Below are 18,534 nucleotides of genomic sequence, written 5' to 3'. Positions count from 1 at the left end.
ACGGATAAGAAACAAAAAAAGAATTTGAGGGCAAGTCTGATTTGCATATGTCGGTTTCTCATGGGTGTTGGATGATAATTGTGAGTGTTACAAACATAAGGTAAAGATAATCATCTTTCTCCCAACTACCAAATATCCATCTGTAAACTTCGTTATTTTGATATATCAATCACAATTGGAGACGCTGCATAAAGGTCGGACTGATAGTTGTAGCGCAATTCATCCCTTATATCCGGTATTTCAACGACAACTTTCGTACCTCCATTCTCTGGGGAGATGGTCACGGTTTCTCCCTCCAACGGATAGATGCCTTTTGTCTGATACGCATACGTTCCTGCCGTAAGAGGAATGTTGGTGTGGAAAGTCAGTCTTTGCTTCTTTCCGTCCGGCATGGGATTGGAGACGGACAGTGTCCAGTGGTCACCATTCTCACGAAGTATGATTAATGCTGCGTCTTCCGAAGTTACTTCAACCTTACCTATGGAGATTGTGCCGGATTTGAAGAAAGCATATTGCCGGATTCTGTCCTTACTGGAATATACCGCATGGGCAGAAGCGGTGTGTCGAACAATGGCAATATCCTTTTGCAGCTTTTTCACTTTTGCTTTCATTTCCTCTTTGCTGACATTAGGTATCAGATAGTACGTATAATTGTCGTCCAGACTGCTTCCCGGATTCATTCCATGATTAAGGGCGATAATGAAATTGGGTTGCTTGTCGGCTATAGCCCGGTCTGTGGTATTTATTTCTTTGCCGGTTTTTATCAAGAGTTGGAGCTTGGTTTCCGGCAAGATAACGTATCCTTTTTCACCTTGATGAAGCCAGCAGACAGATTCTATATCTTGGATGATATTTACGGATTCTTCCGGTTTCACTGTTTGCTCCTTACCGTTGATGCACCATGTCAATTCGTTTTTCAAAGCAGACTGGTCGATGAAAGTAGTAATCTCTTTCTCCTGTCCCGGGCGAAGGCGTGCTATTCCGCTTCCCAATGCGATGATTTTATCTTCGATGAAGTGATAGGTTTTGAAAGCGGTAGCAGAACTGTATGTCTCCTTCGGCAGATGATGATAAATGCCCATCCCGGTTTTTCCGTCAGCCAGTACTCCGGATATTTTGTTCATCCCCGGCAAGGATGCCTGTGCACCGCCACCGGCAGGCAGAGCGTCGGTGCGCCACTCTTCTGTCAGCCCCGGTAGGGCGTGCCAGTCGTAATTCTTCAAAGTTCGGCTGGCATATTCATCTCCCCGCGCTTTGAGTTGTAGAATGCCGTATCCCAGATGCCAGGATTTACGCACTTTGCTGAAATCCTCGGCACCAACCGTACGCTCTGATTTCAATTTCAGGGAAGCATAAAATGCAGGTTCGTGTTCCCCTCGGCGGTGGACGAGAAATTCATTTACCCAATAAGCGTCCGTGCCGGAATATTCGTGTGTGTTGGCTTTGATTTGCTTGGCGACAGTTTGTAATTGCTCTATCCCTGCCAGTCGTGTATCTTTGCTACGTGCTTTCAGCATATCATCGACAGCCTTGGGGTATCGCTTGACTGCAAATTTCTTTAAATCATCCAGATAGGAACGTCCCGAAACGAGAAAGTCCATCTGTTGCTTGTAAATCAGTTTGGGATAAACATTCAATAAACGATCTAGCTGGAACTGATAATAATGGTCGTCCACTTTGAACGGAGTATCTTTGAAATAGTAGTAACCATTATTGCAGTCCGTCAGCCATTCAAATCCGTAGGCTACCATGGCTGCGTCAGTGGCATGTCCTATGTGATGTGAAATGGTGCCATCCGGCTGAAATCCCGATTGAATATATTTGTGTGCAGGAATATTGTATTTAGTCATCCATCGGCTGACATCGCCAATCGCTCCCTGCGGACTCCATCCGGGTGAGAAGCTGAAATCTTTGAATGGTTTGTCTTTATAGAAATCGCTGTACCAGTATTGCACATACGTCAGCGGGCGGTTGTAATCAGCCCAGATAAGAGGTAATGCCAGCATGGTGCGTGAACGATGTCCCAGATTGGCGTCCGCCCAAGCTCCTGATGAATAAAGCGTATCTTGTATTTCTCCCCAACGTTCTGTGGGATTGTCAATTGCTCTACGTTTTTTTACAATAGACATAAATAGCTGATTGTAGCGTATCAGCGCATCATGCACTTTCAGGCAAGTGGTGTCGTTCTCTTGCATCCCTTTTCTTATATCGGGAATAAGATAGAGCGAAGGTACAATCAGCGGGTCTGTCAGTACCCATTGGTGGGTAGGTATCTGATTGCCCGCCAGTTTATTGGCTTGAAGAAGACTGAAACCATCCCCTGTGCAATTGCCGATAGGCTTCCCGTTTATTTCCACCTCTTTACCTTCTATGGGAACGGATAGTGTATAAGCCAATATCGCTTTATACAAAGCGTTGCGCAACTCTTTCCGTTTGTCAGGCAAACCTTGTGGCCCATAGACTTTCGATGTGGCATAGGCATATCCGAGTCCTCCGATTTGATTGGCTACCTTTTCCCATTCGTATTCGATGGTTCCGGTATTGGCGTGAGTGTTCTCGGAAATGAATTTGCCTTTATAATCTTGTGGATGGGATGTGTAGCATCTGAATGCCTCAAAGCATCCGTTGTTCTTTTCCAATTCATCTATTTTTGATGCCACTTCGCTGTCCGAATATTGTGTCCGTCCATACAACCGGCTGTTACTGATTGCACGGGGCAGGTAACGATTGTATAATAGTGTCCATAAGGTGTTCTTTGCGATGTGTACGGTAATGTCGAATTTCTCTATCTGTCTGTTTTCGTCTTTCAGGGCTAACGTCATAGGATAGGAGGATGCTATGGAACCGGTATTCTTCTTTTCGTCTACCACCAGTACTCCCATGATACGTCGGGACAAATCGTAACGCGTTTCCACTCTGAATAGTGCGTCGGCAGGTTGGCTGACGATTTCGAACTTGTATCCTTTGGGAATGGGAGAAGTCAGTACATCTTTATTTCTTTCCAGATGAATGCGTCCCGTAACTTCCGTCCCGGCACCACTGTTGACGGGTATATCAAAATAAGTGGCAAATATCTTTTCTTGTACTTGCGCACAAGTCGAAAAACTGATGCATGAATATACGAGATATACAAGCAGAAAAGGGATGAAGTTTTTTTTCATGGTATTGTGTCTTTTAGTTCTCACACGGAGCAAAGGTAGGAATAAGTAAGCTAAATGGCTTTTAGAAATTGCTTAAAGAATTTCATATTCTAACAATTTAGTTGCAAAAGGAGGAACTTAATCCTTCTTTTGTAAATTTGCATGAATGCTGTATATGTATTGCTATTTTACTAGTTGAAGATGGGGCTTGAATAATACTGTTTGGAGGATTACTTTATTCTTACAGAAAAAACGTTGTTTCTAATAAATTAGCTCTCTGTTTCTAATAAACTTTTGGATAGTTTTTAATAAACGGTATCTAAGTTTATTATAAACTGTTTTTAGCCTCTTTGAATGGCGGGAAACGAATAATGCATACGAAAATGGGATGAAATCCTTGTAGATTCCATCCCATAGTACATTGAGGAGTGCGGTGATGCACTCTATATGGTTACTTATATGTCTTGAATTATGTATGATTCATATTTATTTCTATTTTAATGTTTCTACAAATATACGAAATAAAAAAGGGAAAGTCAATAGCCTCTTGTTTTTTATCCCTGTTTAATGGGTTTTAGTTATCGCAATCCATCTTAATAGTTGACTGCCCGTGTAGAGGCGGGAATATAGTCTGTTTGCTCCGTCACGCCATATCTGCCGTTCGTTTCGTCGTAGAGTAGCGAAGAGCGAGGCGACTTTCGCAAATATACTTTCCCGTCAATCATCGGATTGTTGGGGGAGTAGCTAAATACGGCATTGTTTGTTCGGTTGGTGATGAGGAGCTCTGCCGGTTGAGAGGCATTCAGAGCAGCTTCAATGCGCCAATCGTCACACTGGATCACATCACCGTTACGCACTACGGCAGATGAGGCTTGTTCCGAATCGGGCACGATTTGGATAATAGTCAAGATGCGGTTTTGAGAGGAAGGCGTGTAGGTGGCCGTCAGATGCCATTGGTCGGGCGCAGGCGTGGCGGGTGGCACAACAAAGCGGTCGGTCTGTGTAAACTCGAAAGAAGATTGGCTGAATTGGCGGACTACGGTTTGGAAGCCCTTTGCTGGATTTTCGGTGGTGACGGTCTGTTGTCGGCTATCCATGTTGAAGCGGGAGGGGCTATGCAGCAGCCAATCCCAGCGGACAGCTTCGGAGGCTTCCAGTTCATCGTAGACAACCACGGTGTGGGGATGGAGCAAGAGGACATGGCGCAGATATTTGGTCAGTGGCGTTTTGCCGAAGCCATTGTCCGGAGTCTGGGTAATGCCTGCGGCTGCAAAGGCTGCCACCCACATGGGGTCGTCGCTGATGCCACTGTAGGCATGAGATGCATCTCCCAGACAATAGGAGATGTGATTGCCACCCATGGCACGGGTGACGTTGCCGTATCCTTTCAGGGAATAGGGCTGGCCGATACCGTTCACCAAAATCGTGTTGTGTGCACGGGTGTGGCGGTAGGACATCAGGTTGTGGGCGTCGCTGAAATTCTGATAATATCCGCTGCTGCGATACACATCCACTCCTTTATACAGCAGGTTGAAGCTGTTCTGATTCGCCACCGTGTGGCTGCCGGAAGCAAAGGTGCTGGAGCGGAAACCGATAGTCAGGTTCTGCTCCGGATTGGAGAGGTTGGAATGGATGGCTACTTCTCCTGCATCCTTATACCAGATTAGTTTGGGAGCGTTGGAAGGCAAGGTGGTGGCGTAATTTTGATTGCGAACCATGCGGTAGAGTCGCAATTCGTAATCCTGATAGAGCGTGGACTGACATTCCTTGGCATACCATCCGGCATACGAATCTCCGGTTTCTCTTGCGATGAAATCGGCAAAGGCAACTTGCAATCGGTGCGGTTCATCGCCACTTTCACTGCCATCGCCGAAACCGGCACTTTTGGAATGGGGAGGGCAGGAGTAGACCAGTGCTTTGCCCACGTTCTTATACCACGGGTGTTGCAGGAAATCTTTCTTAGTGATATAGGAGAAGAGGGAAGGCATGTAGAACAGCGTTTTTATGTTGGCGTTGAAATAGCCTGTGCCGTTGTGCCATATCCCGTCGCGGTTGAAGCCGGAAGCGGGGGCACGTGCCGTCCATAATTCATAGTAGTATTCCAGCATGGGAAGTAGTTCGTCCGCATAAGCGGATTTGTCGTAGAGGAGGAAGCAGGCTTGGAATAAGACACGCATGTTGTGCTGCCAGAAGTGGTTGTCGAAAATATGGTTTTCCTGCATTCCACAGTAGCTTTTAAAGTAATAGCGGGTGACGCGCATCAGTAGTTCTTCTGTGGACTGCTTTTCTTCCGGAGTGAGTTCGTTGTAGAGTAAGTCGTAGATTTCGATAAAGATAATGGCAATGTCGGTGGAGCCGAAGTTGCTGGCAAACAGTTGGGCATCTGATACGGGGAAGGCTAGGAGGAGCTTTAATATCTCATGCAGCTTGTCGGCGTATTTTTTATCTTGTGTGAGATGATAGGCTTGATACAGGTGTTGGACGGAGTTTTTAATATCCGATGCTTTGTCATAAGGGTTGGGCAGGAGGGAGTAGTCGGTGTTCAAGGCTGTTTGGGCACGACCGGTCAGATTTTTGTATTCCGGATGGGAGGTTACTTTGCTTCGTGCCTGCTCCAATCCGTTGTCGAGAAAACAGTAGAGCCGCGGATGTGTGCGGGGGGTGTTGGTGATGAAAGTCTCGAAGGCGGGAGTAAGGAATTTGGGTGTATCGTCTTTTACCTCAAAAGAGTAGGTTTCGCTCCATGATTGCGAGGTTCCGTCGCTCGTGATGGAACGGAAACGCCAGTACCATGTGCCGGTACTTAATGTCTTGTGTGGGTTGTACATACACCATTGCTGTGGGGTAGATACGGTTGTTGCTTCTTCGGGGAAGCTTTCCTGACGGGAGAGTGCGAATTGCAGTTTATCTCCGGTTTTCATGGATTGGGGCACGATGAGCGGAGCGGGGTTGAGGTAGAGCTCATTGTCCGCTTTCGGATAAGGCTTTTCACGTTTCTTGTCGTGCAAGGCGTCGGGAGCTGTGGCTGGCTGTTCGGTTCCGTTGTCCGATGGGTCGGGCAGGGAGTCGTCGCTGCAAGCTGTGACTAGAAACAGACAAGCAAGAATAGGAAAAAGGATTCGGAAGCGGAGGGCTGTTTTCATAATAGATGATGTTATATAATAAGGTGTAAGATTCGGAATGAATAGGAAAAAGTCTTGATAAGCAAGGCTTGTTGGGGGCGCCTTGCTTATCTTGACTTATCTGTTGTGTTACGTTTTTGGTTGTTTTATTCAAGGATGGTGAGGATTGGACGGATTTGTCCTTGTACACCAGCTTTGCTTGCGTCAGTATTAAATATTGTTTGTACTCTGGTATTGGCATCTAATACATTGTTGTTCAAAGTAACAGGGGCAACCGATTTATTGCTGATGCTACTAGAAAGCATATAGCGAGCGGACGCAGGAGTGTGAACAAATTTGTTTGCACCGTCTATGGCATTCACTGCATTCACTAATACGTCATTTGCTGGACTTTCTTCAAAGCCATAATATCCAATTACCATTTCTTTCAATTGTCCGATAGATGGAATATACCATCCGCTAGACTTTTCAGGAGTTGCAGTTTTTTCTTTAAAAGTGATGAAATCTACAATTATAGGATAAGCATCTTTATGCTCTGTGTAGCGACTGTCAGTCAACAAAGCTTGAGTGTTTTCATATCCTGTTTTTGTCAATTGTAAGTCGGTGAAGTCAATCTTACCATTCATGGTGTTGGAGCAGAACTCTTTGCGTGTATTTAATGGAGCACTTTCCAATGCCATCACATATCCCTTGATGCTGGTGTAGCTGCCATAACTGCTTGCAACATCACCGTCTATTGCTTTAGTTGCAAAAACAATACCGATACACGGATTGCTTGCATCTTCTTTCAGCTCAGAAGAATAAGTTCCATCACTATAGTAATAATCACCAATTTCCGGATTAACCGTTGGCACACTCGGTTCAACATCTCCATTGTCAATGTCCGGATTCCATTCCCCGAAATCAGTATCAATCTGTCCGTTGTTCTGCGATTCGGCAACAAGATAGCCTCTTACCAGTGTGCGTGTATTCTTTTTTACCGGTACATTGGCAGGAATAGCAATCTCACGGCTACCATCAGTCGTTGCGAAAGTCATGGCGATTTCACCTAAAGCGTCATCGTCTGCAAAAATGTAACAAGAGAAGAGTTGTAAATCATGCGACTCTCCTGTTTGCTCTCCTGTTCCCAAAGGAGCAGTAGCAGGTAAAGTAACTTTTGTCATTTCAGAAGAAACAGTACCCGTTGATGCATCAAAACCGGCAGGTATTTCTTGGATTACACTGACCGTAGTGCATTTGTCGAAGTTCTCTTTGCTCTTGTCGGAAACAATCAGTTTGGCAAACGGACGAATCAGGGTGACGCTTAGCGGGTTTTCAATCGTGGCCTGTCCTTTTTCAAAAGAGCCATGACCGCTGAAAGCATCGCAAGCATCCGTATTGTAAAGAGCTGCGGGGTCTATTACAGTAATCTTTGTGAGGTCTTCCGTATGGAAGAACTTATCTGCATATCGACCGGTGACAGGGTCTTTCTCTTGGCCGTCGGCGTCAATGAAGTCCGCCCACATACAGTAGTTATACGTGCCTGCTGCTTCGATGGCGAAAGAGAAAGACAATTTGCCATCCGCGTTTGCATCCGTTCCCAGTTTCTCTTCACGGTGCACTCTGTTGCCATCCATGTCCGTGATTTCAAGGATGCAGCGAAGATAATGATTCTCTACGGCCGGGATGGCACGGGTATTAGCCCTGTACTCGGTGGGAAGCTCAGCCGTAATGCTGAATAATTTGCTCTGACTGGCAGAAGCGTCTACAGTCTCTTCTTGGCTACATGAGGAGAATAATCCCACGAGTAGCGTCATTGCTAAATAGATAAAGTTCTTTTTCATGATCATAATGATTAAAGTGTATATTGATTATTTTGATATGCTATTCTATTTGATAATCGGATTGATGTCGATAATGATGTCTTCATCCTCGAAATCGGGGTCGAAGTTAATGCCCGGGCTGGCGGTCAGGAAATGGCCTCGCAGGTTGGTTTCCTTGTTCCGTTCGTAGGGTATCTTCAGGTTCTGATAGCGGGCAACTATAACTTTGCTTTCGTTCGCCACTTCAATCGTGACCGGAGTGGACGAAGGAGTATCATTGTTGATGAGCAGATAGTCGAAGCCAATGTTGAATCCTTCTAGTGCGTTTTCTAATTTCTGAAGAGTGGCAAGCTCTACCGTCTTATTATACTCCATGTATTGGAGCGAACGCTTCAACCGTCCGGTGAGGGCATCGAATCCGGTAGGCAGATAGTAGTTGTATTTCACGGTGATGGTGAACTTCTTGCCGGTGATTTCTTTGTCGGCAATCTTCTGCAGGAATTTCACTACGTCGGTCGCAATGAGGTTGTAGCGTGCCATCGGACGGCTCATCTTGACATCTACGGGAACTATTACGTTCCATTGGTCGCGATAGGCGGTCAAGTCCAGCGGGGTGTTTCCGTAGAAAGCATCGTAGTATTGGGAGTTTCCTTTGTAAGGCGTGGCGCGCAGGATGAATGCCATGTCGTCCGTGTCGTAGAAAGTCTGGCTGATGACTTCGTCAGTTTTCACCGCATAGTCTGCCCACACGGCAAGTTGATAGTTACGGGCATGCAGCTTCATCGTAAGTGGGATGCTCACTGTGGTTTCTCCTGCCTGTATTTCCTGATAGACCACCTGTTGGGCTACCTTTTGCGTGCCTTCATAAGCTGCCACCACAAAGCGGTGCATATAGGTGTCCGTTGCCGCACGGGTGCTCCGGTTAATTTCCACCGGTTCAAAGGACGTCTCCAGAGTCAGATTCGTCATGATGTTCACGGCGGTGGGGTCTACTCCGAGTTCACCGTCGGCCGTAAGTTCCGGTTCTTCGTGGAGGCAGCTACTTACGAAAGCCGGCAATAACAGCAGGCAGCCCAGTGCCCGGATGATGGATGTATAAATGTTCTTTTTCATAATCATGCTGACTTAAAATTGGTAAGACAATGACAAGCCGACGCGGGTGATTCCCCAATAATTGCGGCTCTTTGTTTCAATCTTGGCACCGTTGTCTATATTATAATAGGTGTCATACTTCATATTCGCATATCCTGCGCCCAGCGTGAACTCCGCTCCCCAATGGCGGGAGAAAGGAAGTTTATAACCGTAGCTGACACCTGCACCCAGCAGCGGACGACCCGTGTCCTGATAGCGGTTCTCGTCCCATTTCACATTGAACAGTGCCATGTGCGCATGCACACCGAAGAAGTGTCCCGCGCCGGCGGCTTTCAGCCACCAACGCCCTTCGGGCTGGATAGCGAAAGTGCGGACTGCGTGCTCGCTGCTCACATCCCAGCCGCTGAACATCACAGGCAGTTCGACAGAGATATGCTTGCTGCACTGTATCTCGAAAGCCAGATTGGCCACTGCGAGGGCATCGTAGGCAACGTTGGTCTTTAGCGCCATGAAGCGTTCCTTTCCATCGGAGGATTTCTTCCGGCGAGGCTCTTTTACGTTTTTTTTGGTCGTTTCTTTTTGTACAGCTTTGCCTGCATTCGCCTTTCCGGCTTCGGCAGTAGGCTTGAATACGATTTCCTGTTCGCTGGCGGAGGTCTGTATGCGTGGTCGCCTACTTGGCTGTTGTGCCAAAGCCGTTACCGAGCAGAACAGAAACAGGAATAGGGGGATGAAATATCTTTTTGTTTTCATATCTTTCTACTGATTCGTTTAGATTTCCAATTCGGGGAATTTGTCTACCAGAGTCGTTTCGTAACCGTCTTCGCGTACGATGGTCGCTCCGCCTTTGTAGGTGATGTTCACATCTTCTCCCTTGCGGGTGGAACGGATGAAGAACGAAGGAGTGCCTTCCGAAGAAACATTCACTTTGATAATCCAGCTACCCACTTTGATGCGTCCGTCGGAAAGTATCTCCGGGTCGGGCACGGGGCGGGTGAGCAGGTGGGTGTTGATAATCGTCGCGAAACGGTATTTCTGCTGCTTGTCCGAGCTGGCCTTGAAATGCCAGTGGTTGGGATAAGGGGCAAACTTGCCGTTTGCATCGGCACGGAGCCAGTTCACGGCGGGTTCGAAGAACTGGCTGGTGGTGTCGGTCTTCAATGCTCCGCTAGAGAAGAGGTAGGCGTCCGAAGCTCCGTTCTTATTGGTGGCTTGTATGTGCACGTACTGGTCTTTCTTGGTCACGCTCATCGGGTTGATGACGGTGTGGAGCAGATAGTCCCAGGTGACGGGTTGGTCGGCTTCCAGTTCGTCATAGATAAATACAAGGCCGGATGTGCCCAGTGCCACGGTGTGGCGTCTGAAAGTTTTCAGGTGGTTCTTGTCCCAGCCGTTGGCAGGGGTATATTCCACTCCTGCTTCTTTGCCGCGCTCCTGCCAAAGGGGAGAAACGACTTTGCCATAGGCGTTGGAAGCGTCGCCGAGTACATAGCCTATCTTTTCGCCTACATAGTAGCGGGGAATCCATCCGTAGCCTTCCGTACCGATTCGCTGGCCCATGCCGTTGACCAAAATGGTGTTGTGAGCACGGGCGGCACGATGGCAGAACATACTGTGCTTATCGACGAATGCGATGTGATGGCCGCTGCTGTAGAAGAGCGAACTTCCGCCGAAGAACGTGTTGAACGCGTTCTGGTTGGCAATGGCGTGGGAAGTGCTGCCGTAGGGACTGCTGCGGAAGCTGTACATGGCGTTGCCGCCCACGCGGTCCCAGTTGGTCATGAATGAGGCGAGTCCCGTTTCAGGAAACACGTATCCCATGGGCAGGGCTGTCAGGCCGTCGCCTTCGGGCAGCGGTTTGTCGCATTGGAGGCGGAACCACGCGAGGCTGCCGGATTTCACGGTGAGCAGGCGTTTGTGGAAGTCGGGAGCTTTGGCGATGCGGCGTACATAGTCGGCAGCATAGGTGTTGCCGGTCATGCGTGCCAGGGCGTCGGCATATCCCACACGGATAGAGTTAGGCTTCATGTTGCCTTGATGGCCGCTTCCGTTGCCGCCCGATTTGGAGAAAGGCGGTTGCTGGTAGATTGTGTACATGGCGGAGCCTTGATACCACGGGTCGCTGAAAAAGTTGAATCCGGTGATGGTGGTATAGAAGTAGGGCACTTCAATCAGTGTGCGGAAGTTGACGGCAAAGTAACCGTCGCCGTTGTGCCACGCACCGTCTTTGTTGAGGCCGGGGAAGCGGGCTAGCCAGACGTTGTAGCAGTAGTCTGTCCATAGGTCGGCTTCGGGCAGGTCGCCATATACGCTGAAGGCGGCAAAGGTGAAGATGCGGAGCGTCATTTGCCAGACATGGTTGTCGGCGATATGGTTCTCAAGGCGGTTGTTGAAATTCTTATAGAATTCGTTTCCGCGCTTCTTGATTTCTTTCAGTAGTGTCTGCTTCTGAGATTCATCCAGCAGGTTGTAGAAGGAGTCGTAGGCAAGAGAGCTGAGCGAGAGCATGGTCGAGGCATTGAAGTCACCCATCACGCTTTGATGCTTGTCCCAGCTAATCATCTCCAGAATTCGTTTGGTGGCTTCCTGGCTGTACTTCGTGTTTTGAGTCAGCAGATAAGCGCGAATCAATAGTTCCACATTCGCCTCTTCCTTGTCGATGATGCGGCGGCTTTCGCGAGTCAGCATGGCTTTGCGCTGCATCTCGTTGTCGAGTCCGGCGGCAAGATGGCTCTTGATGTCGTTGACGGATTGCATCGGAGTTTTCAGTACTTGGTCGGCACGCTCCAGATACCATTGGTATTCGGGTTTGGACTGACTGTTCTTCATGAAGTCTGCCCATTTATCTTTTTGCACCAGGATGCGCGGATGGCTTTTGGGCAGGCTTGCCTGCATCGTCTTTAGTGACGGCGGACAAAACTTGTCCGGATTGGCGGCTACGGTGAATTGAAGAACAGGCGACCATTTCGTGTTCCCATTTTCCACATATCCATATTGCCAGTACCACACGCCGGAAGCAAGATCTTTCTCCGGATTGAAGAAAGGCCAGCGCGTTTCGGCTTGCACCACGTTGTTTTTCATGGCTGCATCCTGCGAATAGCGTAATTGGTATTTCAGTTTTGATTTGTCTACTTTCTTTTTGTTGGAATGCACGCCGTCCAGTATCTCTTCCGAGGTGTCTACATCTGCTTGGAGCGGCCATTGGAAAGATACGGCACGGTCGGCCACCGTCGCTTTGTCGAGCGGGGAAGGGGTGGCGCGCATCTCGTGCATGAGGGTCACGTCGGTAAGTCTGATTCTGGCAGACTGCTGCTGTGACTGTGCCTGCACGCCGGTGGCGGCGAGGCAACAGCATACTATGGTGCTGAGTAATTTATTCATGGTGTAGTATTTAAAATTTGCTGCTATTAATAATTAGGGTTGTTTTTGCTTTCAAACATCGGGTTCAACTGTAATTCATCCAGCGGAATGGGGAATAACTCGTGTTTTCCCTTTTGGAAGTTGTCTCCTGCCGGATAAGCAGTCGTTGTACTCGTGTTTACTTCCGAGCGGCTGCTGAAAAGAGACAACGCATCTTTTATAATTCCCCAGCGAATCAAGTCATACTTGCGCTGTCCTTCAAAAGCCAGTTCGAAGCCACGCTCCCAATAAAGTGCCGTGCGGAACTTACCGGCATCATCTCCGTCGGAAATGAATCTCAACTTATATACTTTCTCTTTCATCAGTTCGGTATAGTTGGCAGTAGTGATTTCTCTGGCTCCGGCACGTTTGCGCACGCTGTTGAGCAGTTTCCACGCTTCGGGGGTGTTTCCCGTTTCGTTGTAGGCTTCGGCAGCCATCAGCACGACGTCGGCATAGCGCAGATAGCAGAAGTTGACGTCCGTCACGTTCGGGTCTTTGTAGCCGATGGGCATCCATTCGCGACGCCACTTGCCCGGATACCAGTCTTTTCCGTTCTTGTTGATTACCTTTTTGTGGTTGTACAATTCCTTGTCCCAAGTGTATTTGTAGGTGCACACCATCACGTCGCGGCGTTCATCGCCCACTGTCACATTGCCGTCCGCATCTTCTTCCTGCACGTCGAAGAAACCTTTCCATTCGGGAACTACCCGAAACATGGCGTTGGCACGTCCCATAAACTGGTTGACTTCGGTCACAGAGATGGCGGGATGAGCCACCGACGGGCCGATGTAAGTACCCCAATATCCTCTGGCTCCTGTCTTTCCGTCGGGACTGTAGAATGCGATTTCGAAGATACTTTCTACCGAATTGAGGGTTCCTGCTGAGAATCCTTTGAACAGCTCTGTGTAACCTCCGGGGTAGAAGTCGTGGTATCCGTTTGCCTTGAATGCTTCCCATTCTTTAATGACGGCATCGAAGTATGCTTTGCGCTTGGCGTCGTCTGGGCGGGTGATACTGCCATCCATTTGCAGGCTGTAGCCGGCACGTTGCAGCAAGACACGCATCAGCAGTCCGCGTGCCGCTCCCTGTGTCACCTTTTCGGGGAAAATGGATGCGGTGGCCCATGCAAGATGAGTCTTTGCAAAGTTCAGGTCTTCTACAATTTGGTCGTAGATGATTTCGCGGCTGCAACGGGGCTGAAACACGTTCTTGTCTACATTGGTAGAGGTGGTCTTGAAAGGAACGTCTCCCCAGTAGCGCACGAGGTTGAACGCATACAAAGCTCTCAGGAACTTGGCTTCCGCCACCATCGACTGCAAGTCTGTGTCTTCTTCGTAGCCCGGCATGCCTTCGATGCCCTCGATGGTGTAGTTGGCACGCTCGATGCCGGTGTAGTTGCCTTGCCACACACTGTTCACCCATGTGTTGGAACTGGTCACTTTGTAGTGGGCGATGTCCCGGCGGCCTTTGTCGGCGGTAAGTCCTGATACATAATAGGTGTCATCTGAGCAAGGGAACACCATGTCCATATAGCTATAAAGAGTAGGAAGCTCTTCGTATACTCCAACCACGGCCATTGCCGCTTTCGCTTTCGTTGCAAAGATGTCTTTCTTCTCGTAATAGGAATTGGGGTCCTCTGTCAGCAGGTCGGAACACGAGGTGTGGAGTAAACTTCCTGCCAGTATGCTCAGAACGTAAAGATATGTTTTATAGGTTTTCATTTTCCGTAATGTTTTTAAGGTGAATTAAAAGGTCACATTCAGTCCGAATACGTAGGAGTGGCTTCTCGGATAGGCGCCGTAGTCCACTCCGGGAGTCAGGTTGTTGCCTTTGGTAGATACCTCCGGGTCGAATCCGGTGTAGGGAGTCAGCACAAACAGGTTGCTGCCGGTAGCGTAGAGCCGGAGTTTCTGGATGCCAGCTTTGCGTATCCACTTGCGGGGGAAGTTGTAGCCGATGGTCACGTTGCTCAGTCGCAGGTAGGAGGCGTCTTCCACCGCCCATGAGTGGATAAAGGTGTCGCCTTGCTCCATGTCGTTGACAATAGCTACGCTTTTGCCGGCATTCATTGCGGCAAGTTCCTGAGGGTCGGTCACGATGTCGCCGTTTGGATTGATGGTCATCCAGCGATTGCTGCTGTTGACGGCGTTCAGCACGTTGTATCCGGCTTTTCCGGCTTGCGTGTTGGTCAGTTTGGTGGCGTTCAGCACTTCGCCTCCGTAGGAGAAGGTGAAGAATACGCTCAAGTCGAAATTCTTGTAGGTGAACGTGTTGTTCAGTCCGCCGTAGAACTTCGGGTTGGCGTTGCCGATAACGGTCTGGTCGTTTTCATCAATGACCTTGTTGCCGTCGGTATCGGCAAATTTCCACATACCGGGTTGGGTTTCGCTGCGGGAACCTCTGTAGGGGATACCTTCTTTCAAGGTGTATTTCTTTGTATTCGGGTCGAAGTTGAAGTCTTCCGTCTGATAAAGTCCCAAAGTACGGTATCCGTAGAATTGACCGATAGGTTTGCCTACCTCTATCTTATGCGTCTTTTGATTGTAGCCGAAGCGGGCTTCTTCGAGGAAGAAGTCTTCGCCGGACAGCGCTTTGATGGTGTTTTTGTTGTGTGAAAGGTTGAAGCTGGTGTTCCAGGTGAAGTATCGTTTCTGTATGTTCACCGAGCTGATAGTCAGGTCGACGCCAATGTTCTGCGTCTTTCCGATGTTGCGAATCATGTTGCTGTAGCCCGAAGAACTGGGGATGCGCGAGTTCAGCAGCAAGTGCGTACTTTCGTTCACATAGAATTCCGGAGAGATGGTCAGGCGCTGGTCGAAGAAGCCTAAGTCCAGTCCGACGTTGAATGTGTTGTTGGATTCCCATTGGAGCATCTCGTTCGGGATGGCGGTGGGGACGTAGCCCGGAGCGTTGCTTTCGCCATTCGGATATTTCACGGAGCTAAGCAGGTCTAATGAAGCATAGCTGCCAATGCGGTTGTTGCCCGCCATACCGTAGCCGACACGCAGCTTCAGGTCTGAAAACAGATTGAGGTCTTTGATGAACTTTTCTTCACCCATACGCCAGGCAGCAGAGACGGAGGGAAACATTCCCCACTTCTTGTCTTCGCTGAATTTGGAGGAGCCGTCGGCACGCAAGGTAGCGGTGAACAGATACTTCTCTCCGAAGTTATAATTGAATCGGGTGAAGAAGGAGAGCAACTTATCGTCGTAGTTGACATTGGACGTGATGGCGCCGGGGATACCGAGGTTCATATCGTCGAGGTTGATGTCGTTGTTGGGGAAGTTGGTGGCGCTGGCGCGCAGGTTGCGTGTCCAGCGGGACACCCATTCCTGACCCACCATGGCGATGAGTTTATGCTTTCTCTTCTTGTACTCGTAGTTGAGGACGTTGGAGGTCTGGAAACTGCTGTTTTCCGAATATTGAATGTATCCGTTGGCGCTGGAACGCTTTCCGATGCTCGACTTCTCACCGTAGAAGACGTCATTGCGGGTGGTCTGATAGCGCATACCGGTGTTGTTGCGGAAGGTGAATCCTTTGGCAATGTTGAAAGTCAGTCCGCCGTTCGCCTGAAAAGTGCGCAGCTGTCGCTTGTTTATTTCTTCTTCGGCCGAGGTGAGCGGGTTTTGCATCGGGTTGCCGTCTTCATCGTTGACATTGTCTTCTTCTCCGTTCAGTAAGTCTTGGTCGTTTCCATAGATACCTTTGGTGGGGCGGTATTGAAGGATGTGCTCCATTTTGTTGAAACGGGTGTTCTGGTCGGATGTCCCCATACCATATATATAAGATTGATCATAGTTGACGCGCGCATTTACAGAGATGCGTTTGGTAGGTCTGTGGGAGATGCTGAAGGAGATGTTATGCTTATCGTTTCCGCTGTTGATCATTGCTCCGAGGTCTTTGAAGAAACTGTAGTTGAGCGAGTATTGCAGTTCCTTGTTACCGCCGGAGATGCGAACACGGTAGTTCTGCGAGGTGGCGGTTCTTCCCAACATCTCATCCTGCCAGTCTATGCCGGCGTAATTGCCGTAATTTTCGTTGATGTCGAGGAAAGAGCCATAGGTGGACTGGAAACTCTTCACGCCACTCTCCCCGTTGAATTGCAGACGGCGTTCGTAATCCAGCAGGACGAACTCCTTGGTGGAGAGCACCGGTAGCTTGCGTGCCAGTGTTTTCACACCGACATAGCTGTCGAAGCTGACAGACATCTTGGTGCCATCCTTATTTCCTTTCTTGGTGGTGATTACTACTACACCGTTCGCTCCGCGTGCGCCATAGATGGCGGTTGCTGAGGCGTCTTTGAGTATGTCGATGGTTTCAATCTCGGCAGGGTCGATGGTAGACATTCCGTCTTCGTTGGGGAAGCCGTCGATAATATAAAGTGGCTCATTGCTCTGTGTGATGGAGATACCGCCGCGTACGCGGATGGAAATGCTGGAACCCGGAGCACCTTCGCTTTGGGTAATCTGCACGCCTGCCACGCGTCCGGCAAGAGCCTGTGTGACATCGGAAGTGGGTACTTTCATCAAGTCTTCGCTTTTCACCGAGACTACAGAACCGGTCAGGTCACTGCGCTTGCTCGTGCCGTAACCTACCACGACCACTTCGTCCAGTGTCTTGGCATCGTTTTGCAGAATAACGTTGATAACTGTTTTTCCTTTGATGGGTATCTCTTGCGTTTTCATTCCTATATAAGAGAACACAAGAACATCCTTTGCGGCATTGTTTACTTTTAGTTTGTAATTTCCGCTCAGATCGCTGATTGCACCGATGCCACTCGCACCCTTGACGGTGATGTTGGCACCTATCACCTCCAGCCCCTCCGGGTCTGTCACCTTTCCGGTGACGGTGAGGCTCTGTGCTTTGACCGTTAGTGCGGTGCAAAGGCATACCGCAATAAAGAGAAGTTTTTGAATGTTTTTCATATCAATTCAATTCGTTGTTTTTCCGGGTTAAGAATCTGTAGCAAAAATACTGGCTTTCCATCAATTGCTGTTTAATTATCGTTTTTACTTCCTTAGAAAATAGATAAAGTGCTTTTGAATTCATCCCAAACCCTTTAGGTTTTATCTAAAATGCTGTTTCTAAGGGGAGTTAGGAAGGGAATAGCTCATAATTCAAGGAAAATGAAAGACGGCTATTCCCGTTCCTTATATAGTAAGAATACCTATTGTTTTTTTCTTCTTTGCTTCAAAACGAAGCGATTTCCTAATCTTGCTTCTGCTTCTTGAAGCTGAAAGCCAATGCTTCTTTTTTCAATCCTTTCGGCAGTGTGACAGTCACTTTGCCGTCTTTACAAGTGTATTTCACCTGCTTTCCGGTTTGCAGCAGCGTCATTTTACCTTTCGGCTCGTTTCCTTCCCATTCAATGGTGGAAGGCAACTCTTCTCCTTCGGGCAGCGCATAGATGGCATAGAGCGTTTTCTTATCCTTATTGGCAGTAAACCAAACGTTACCACTGTTGTAATTGGGGGTAGTTCTTGTGGCATAAATAGCAGTACCGTTCTTCTTCAGCCATTCTCCTACTTGTTTCAGTCGCTGGATGACTTCCGCTTCAATGACACCTTTTCCGTCAGGTCCTACATTCAGCGCAAAGTTACCTCCTTTAGCTGTTATTTCGGCAAGGGTGTTGATGACCCATTCGGCCGATTTGAATTTAGGTTTCGGATTCCAACCCCATGAGTTGCTCAGGGTGATGTTGCTTTCCCAAGGATGATTCATCTGTGTCTTAGGAATGCGAAGCTCCGGTGTCTGATAATTCTCGTTTCGTCCGGCAATGGTTCTGTCGGCAACGATGAGCCCGGGTTGCTTTGTGCGGGCATGGTCAACAATCTCGTCCAGCTTGATGTCCTGTTGAGGCTTTCTCACCCAGCCTCCATCCAGCCAGAGGATATCTATCTTTCCATAGTCGGACATCAGTTCATCAATTTGATTGGCGGTGAATTGCTGGAATTTTGCCCATTTCTCCGGTTGCTT

Annotated in this window: 9 protein-coding genes; all 9 read right to left on the bottom strand. The window is 48.6% G+C overall.

The window, feature by feature from the left end; genetic code table 11:
- Window positions 1-152: 152 nt before the first annotated feature.
- On the bottom strand, window positions 153-3,161 hold the full coding sequence (locus Q5076_RS14715) for a polysaccharide lyase family 8 super-sandwich domain-containing protein (RefSeq protein WP_303014357.1): 3,009 nt from the start codon (window positions 3,159-3,161) through the stop codon (window positions 153-155).
- Window positions 3,162-3,733: 572 nt separating this feature from the next.
- Window positions 3,734-6,283, bottom strand: a complete 2,550-nt coding sequence (locus Q5076_RS14710) for a DUF4962 domain-containing protein (protein WP_303014355.1) — start codon at window positions 6,281-6,283, stop codon at window positions 3,734-3,736.
- 125 nt (window positions 6,284-6,408) lie between these two features.
- On the bottom strand, window positions 6,409-8,085 hold the full coding sequence (locus Q5076_RS14705) for a DUF6562 domain-containing protein (RefSeq protein ID WP_303014354.1): 1,677 nt from the start codon (window positions 8,083-8,085) through the stop codon (window positions 6,409-6,411).
- 45 nt (window positions 8,086-8,130) lie between these two features.
- The gene (locus tag Q5076_RS14700) at window positions 8,131-9,177 is read right to left on the bottom strand and encodes a DUF6562 domain-containing protein (RefSeq protein ID WP_303014353.1); all 1,047 of its coding nucleotides are present in this window, start codon (window positions 9,175-9,177) and stop codon (window positions 8,131-8,133) included.
- Window positions 9,178-9,189: 12 nt separating this feature from the next.
- Window positions 9,190-9,909: a DUF3575 domain-containing protein gene (locus tag Q5076_RS14695; protein WP_303014352.1), complete on the bottom strand. Its 720-nt coding sequence runs from the start codon at window positions 9,907-9,909 to the stop codon at window positions 9,190-9,192.
- Between the two features lie 18 nt (window positions 9,910-9,927).
- Window positions 9,928-12,537, bottom strand: a complete 2,610-nt coding sequence (locus tag Q5076_RS14690) for a DUF4962 domain-containing protein (protein ID WP_303014351.1) — start codon at window positions 12,535-12,537, stop codon at window positions 9,928-9,930.
- 26 nt (window positions 12,538-12,563) lie between these two features.
- Window positions 12,564-14,279: a RagB/SusD family nutrient uptake outer membrane protein gene (locus tag Q5076_RS14685; protein ID WP_303014350.1), complete on the bottom strand. Its 1,716-nt coding sequence runs from the start codon at window positions 14,277-14,279 to the stop codon at window positions 12,564-12,566.
- Window positions 14,280-14,303: 24 nt separating this feature from the next.
- Complete coding sequence (locus tag Q5076_RS14680; protein ID WP_303014349.1) at window positions 14,304-17,483, bottom strand: TonB-dependent receptor; 3,180 nt, start codon at window positions 17,481-17,483, stop codon at window positions 14,304-14,306.
- Window positions 17,484-17,766: 283 nt separating this feature from the next.
- Window positions 17,767-18,534, bottom strand: a 768-nt coding sequence (locus tag Q5076_RS14675) for an alpha-L-fucosidase (protein WP_303014348.1), incomplete at its 5' end; no start/stop codon positions are given.

It is taken from the genome of uncultured Bacteroides sp., assembly GCF_958445495.1.
In the GTDB taxonomy this organism is placed as follows: Bacteria; Bacteroidota; Bacteroidia; order Bacteroidales; family Bacteroidaceae; genus Bacteroides.
The sequence above is the reverse complement of the archived record's forward strand: the minus strand, read 5'-3'. Positions and strand labels throughout refer to the sequence as shown.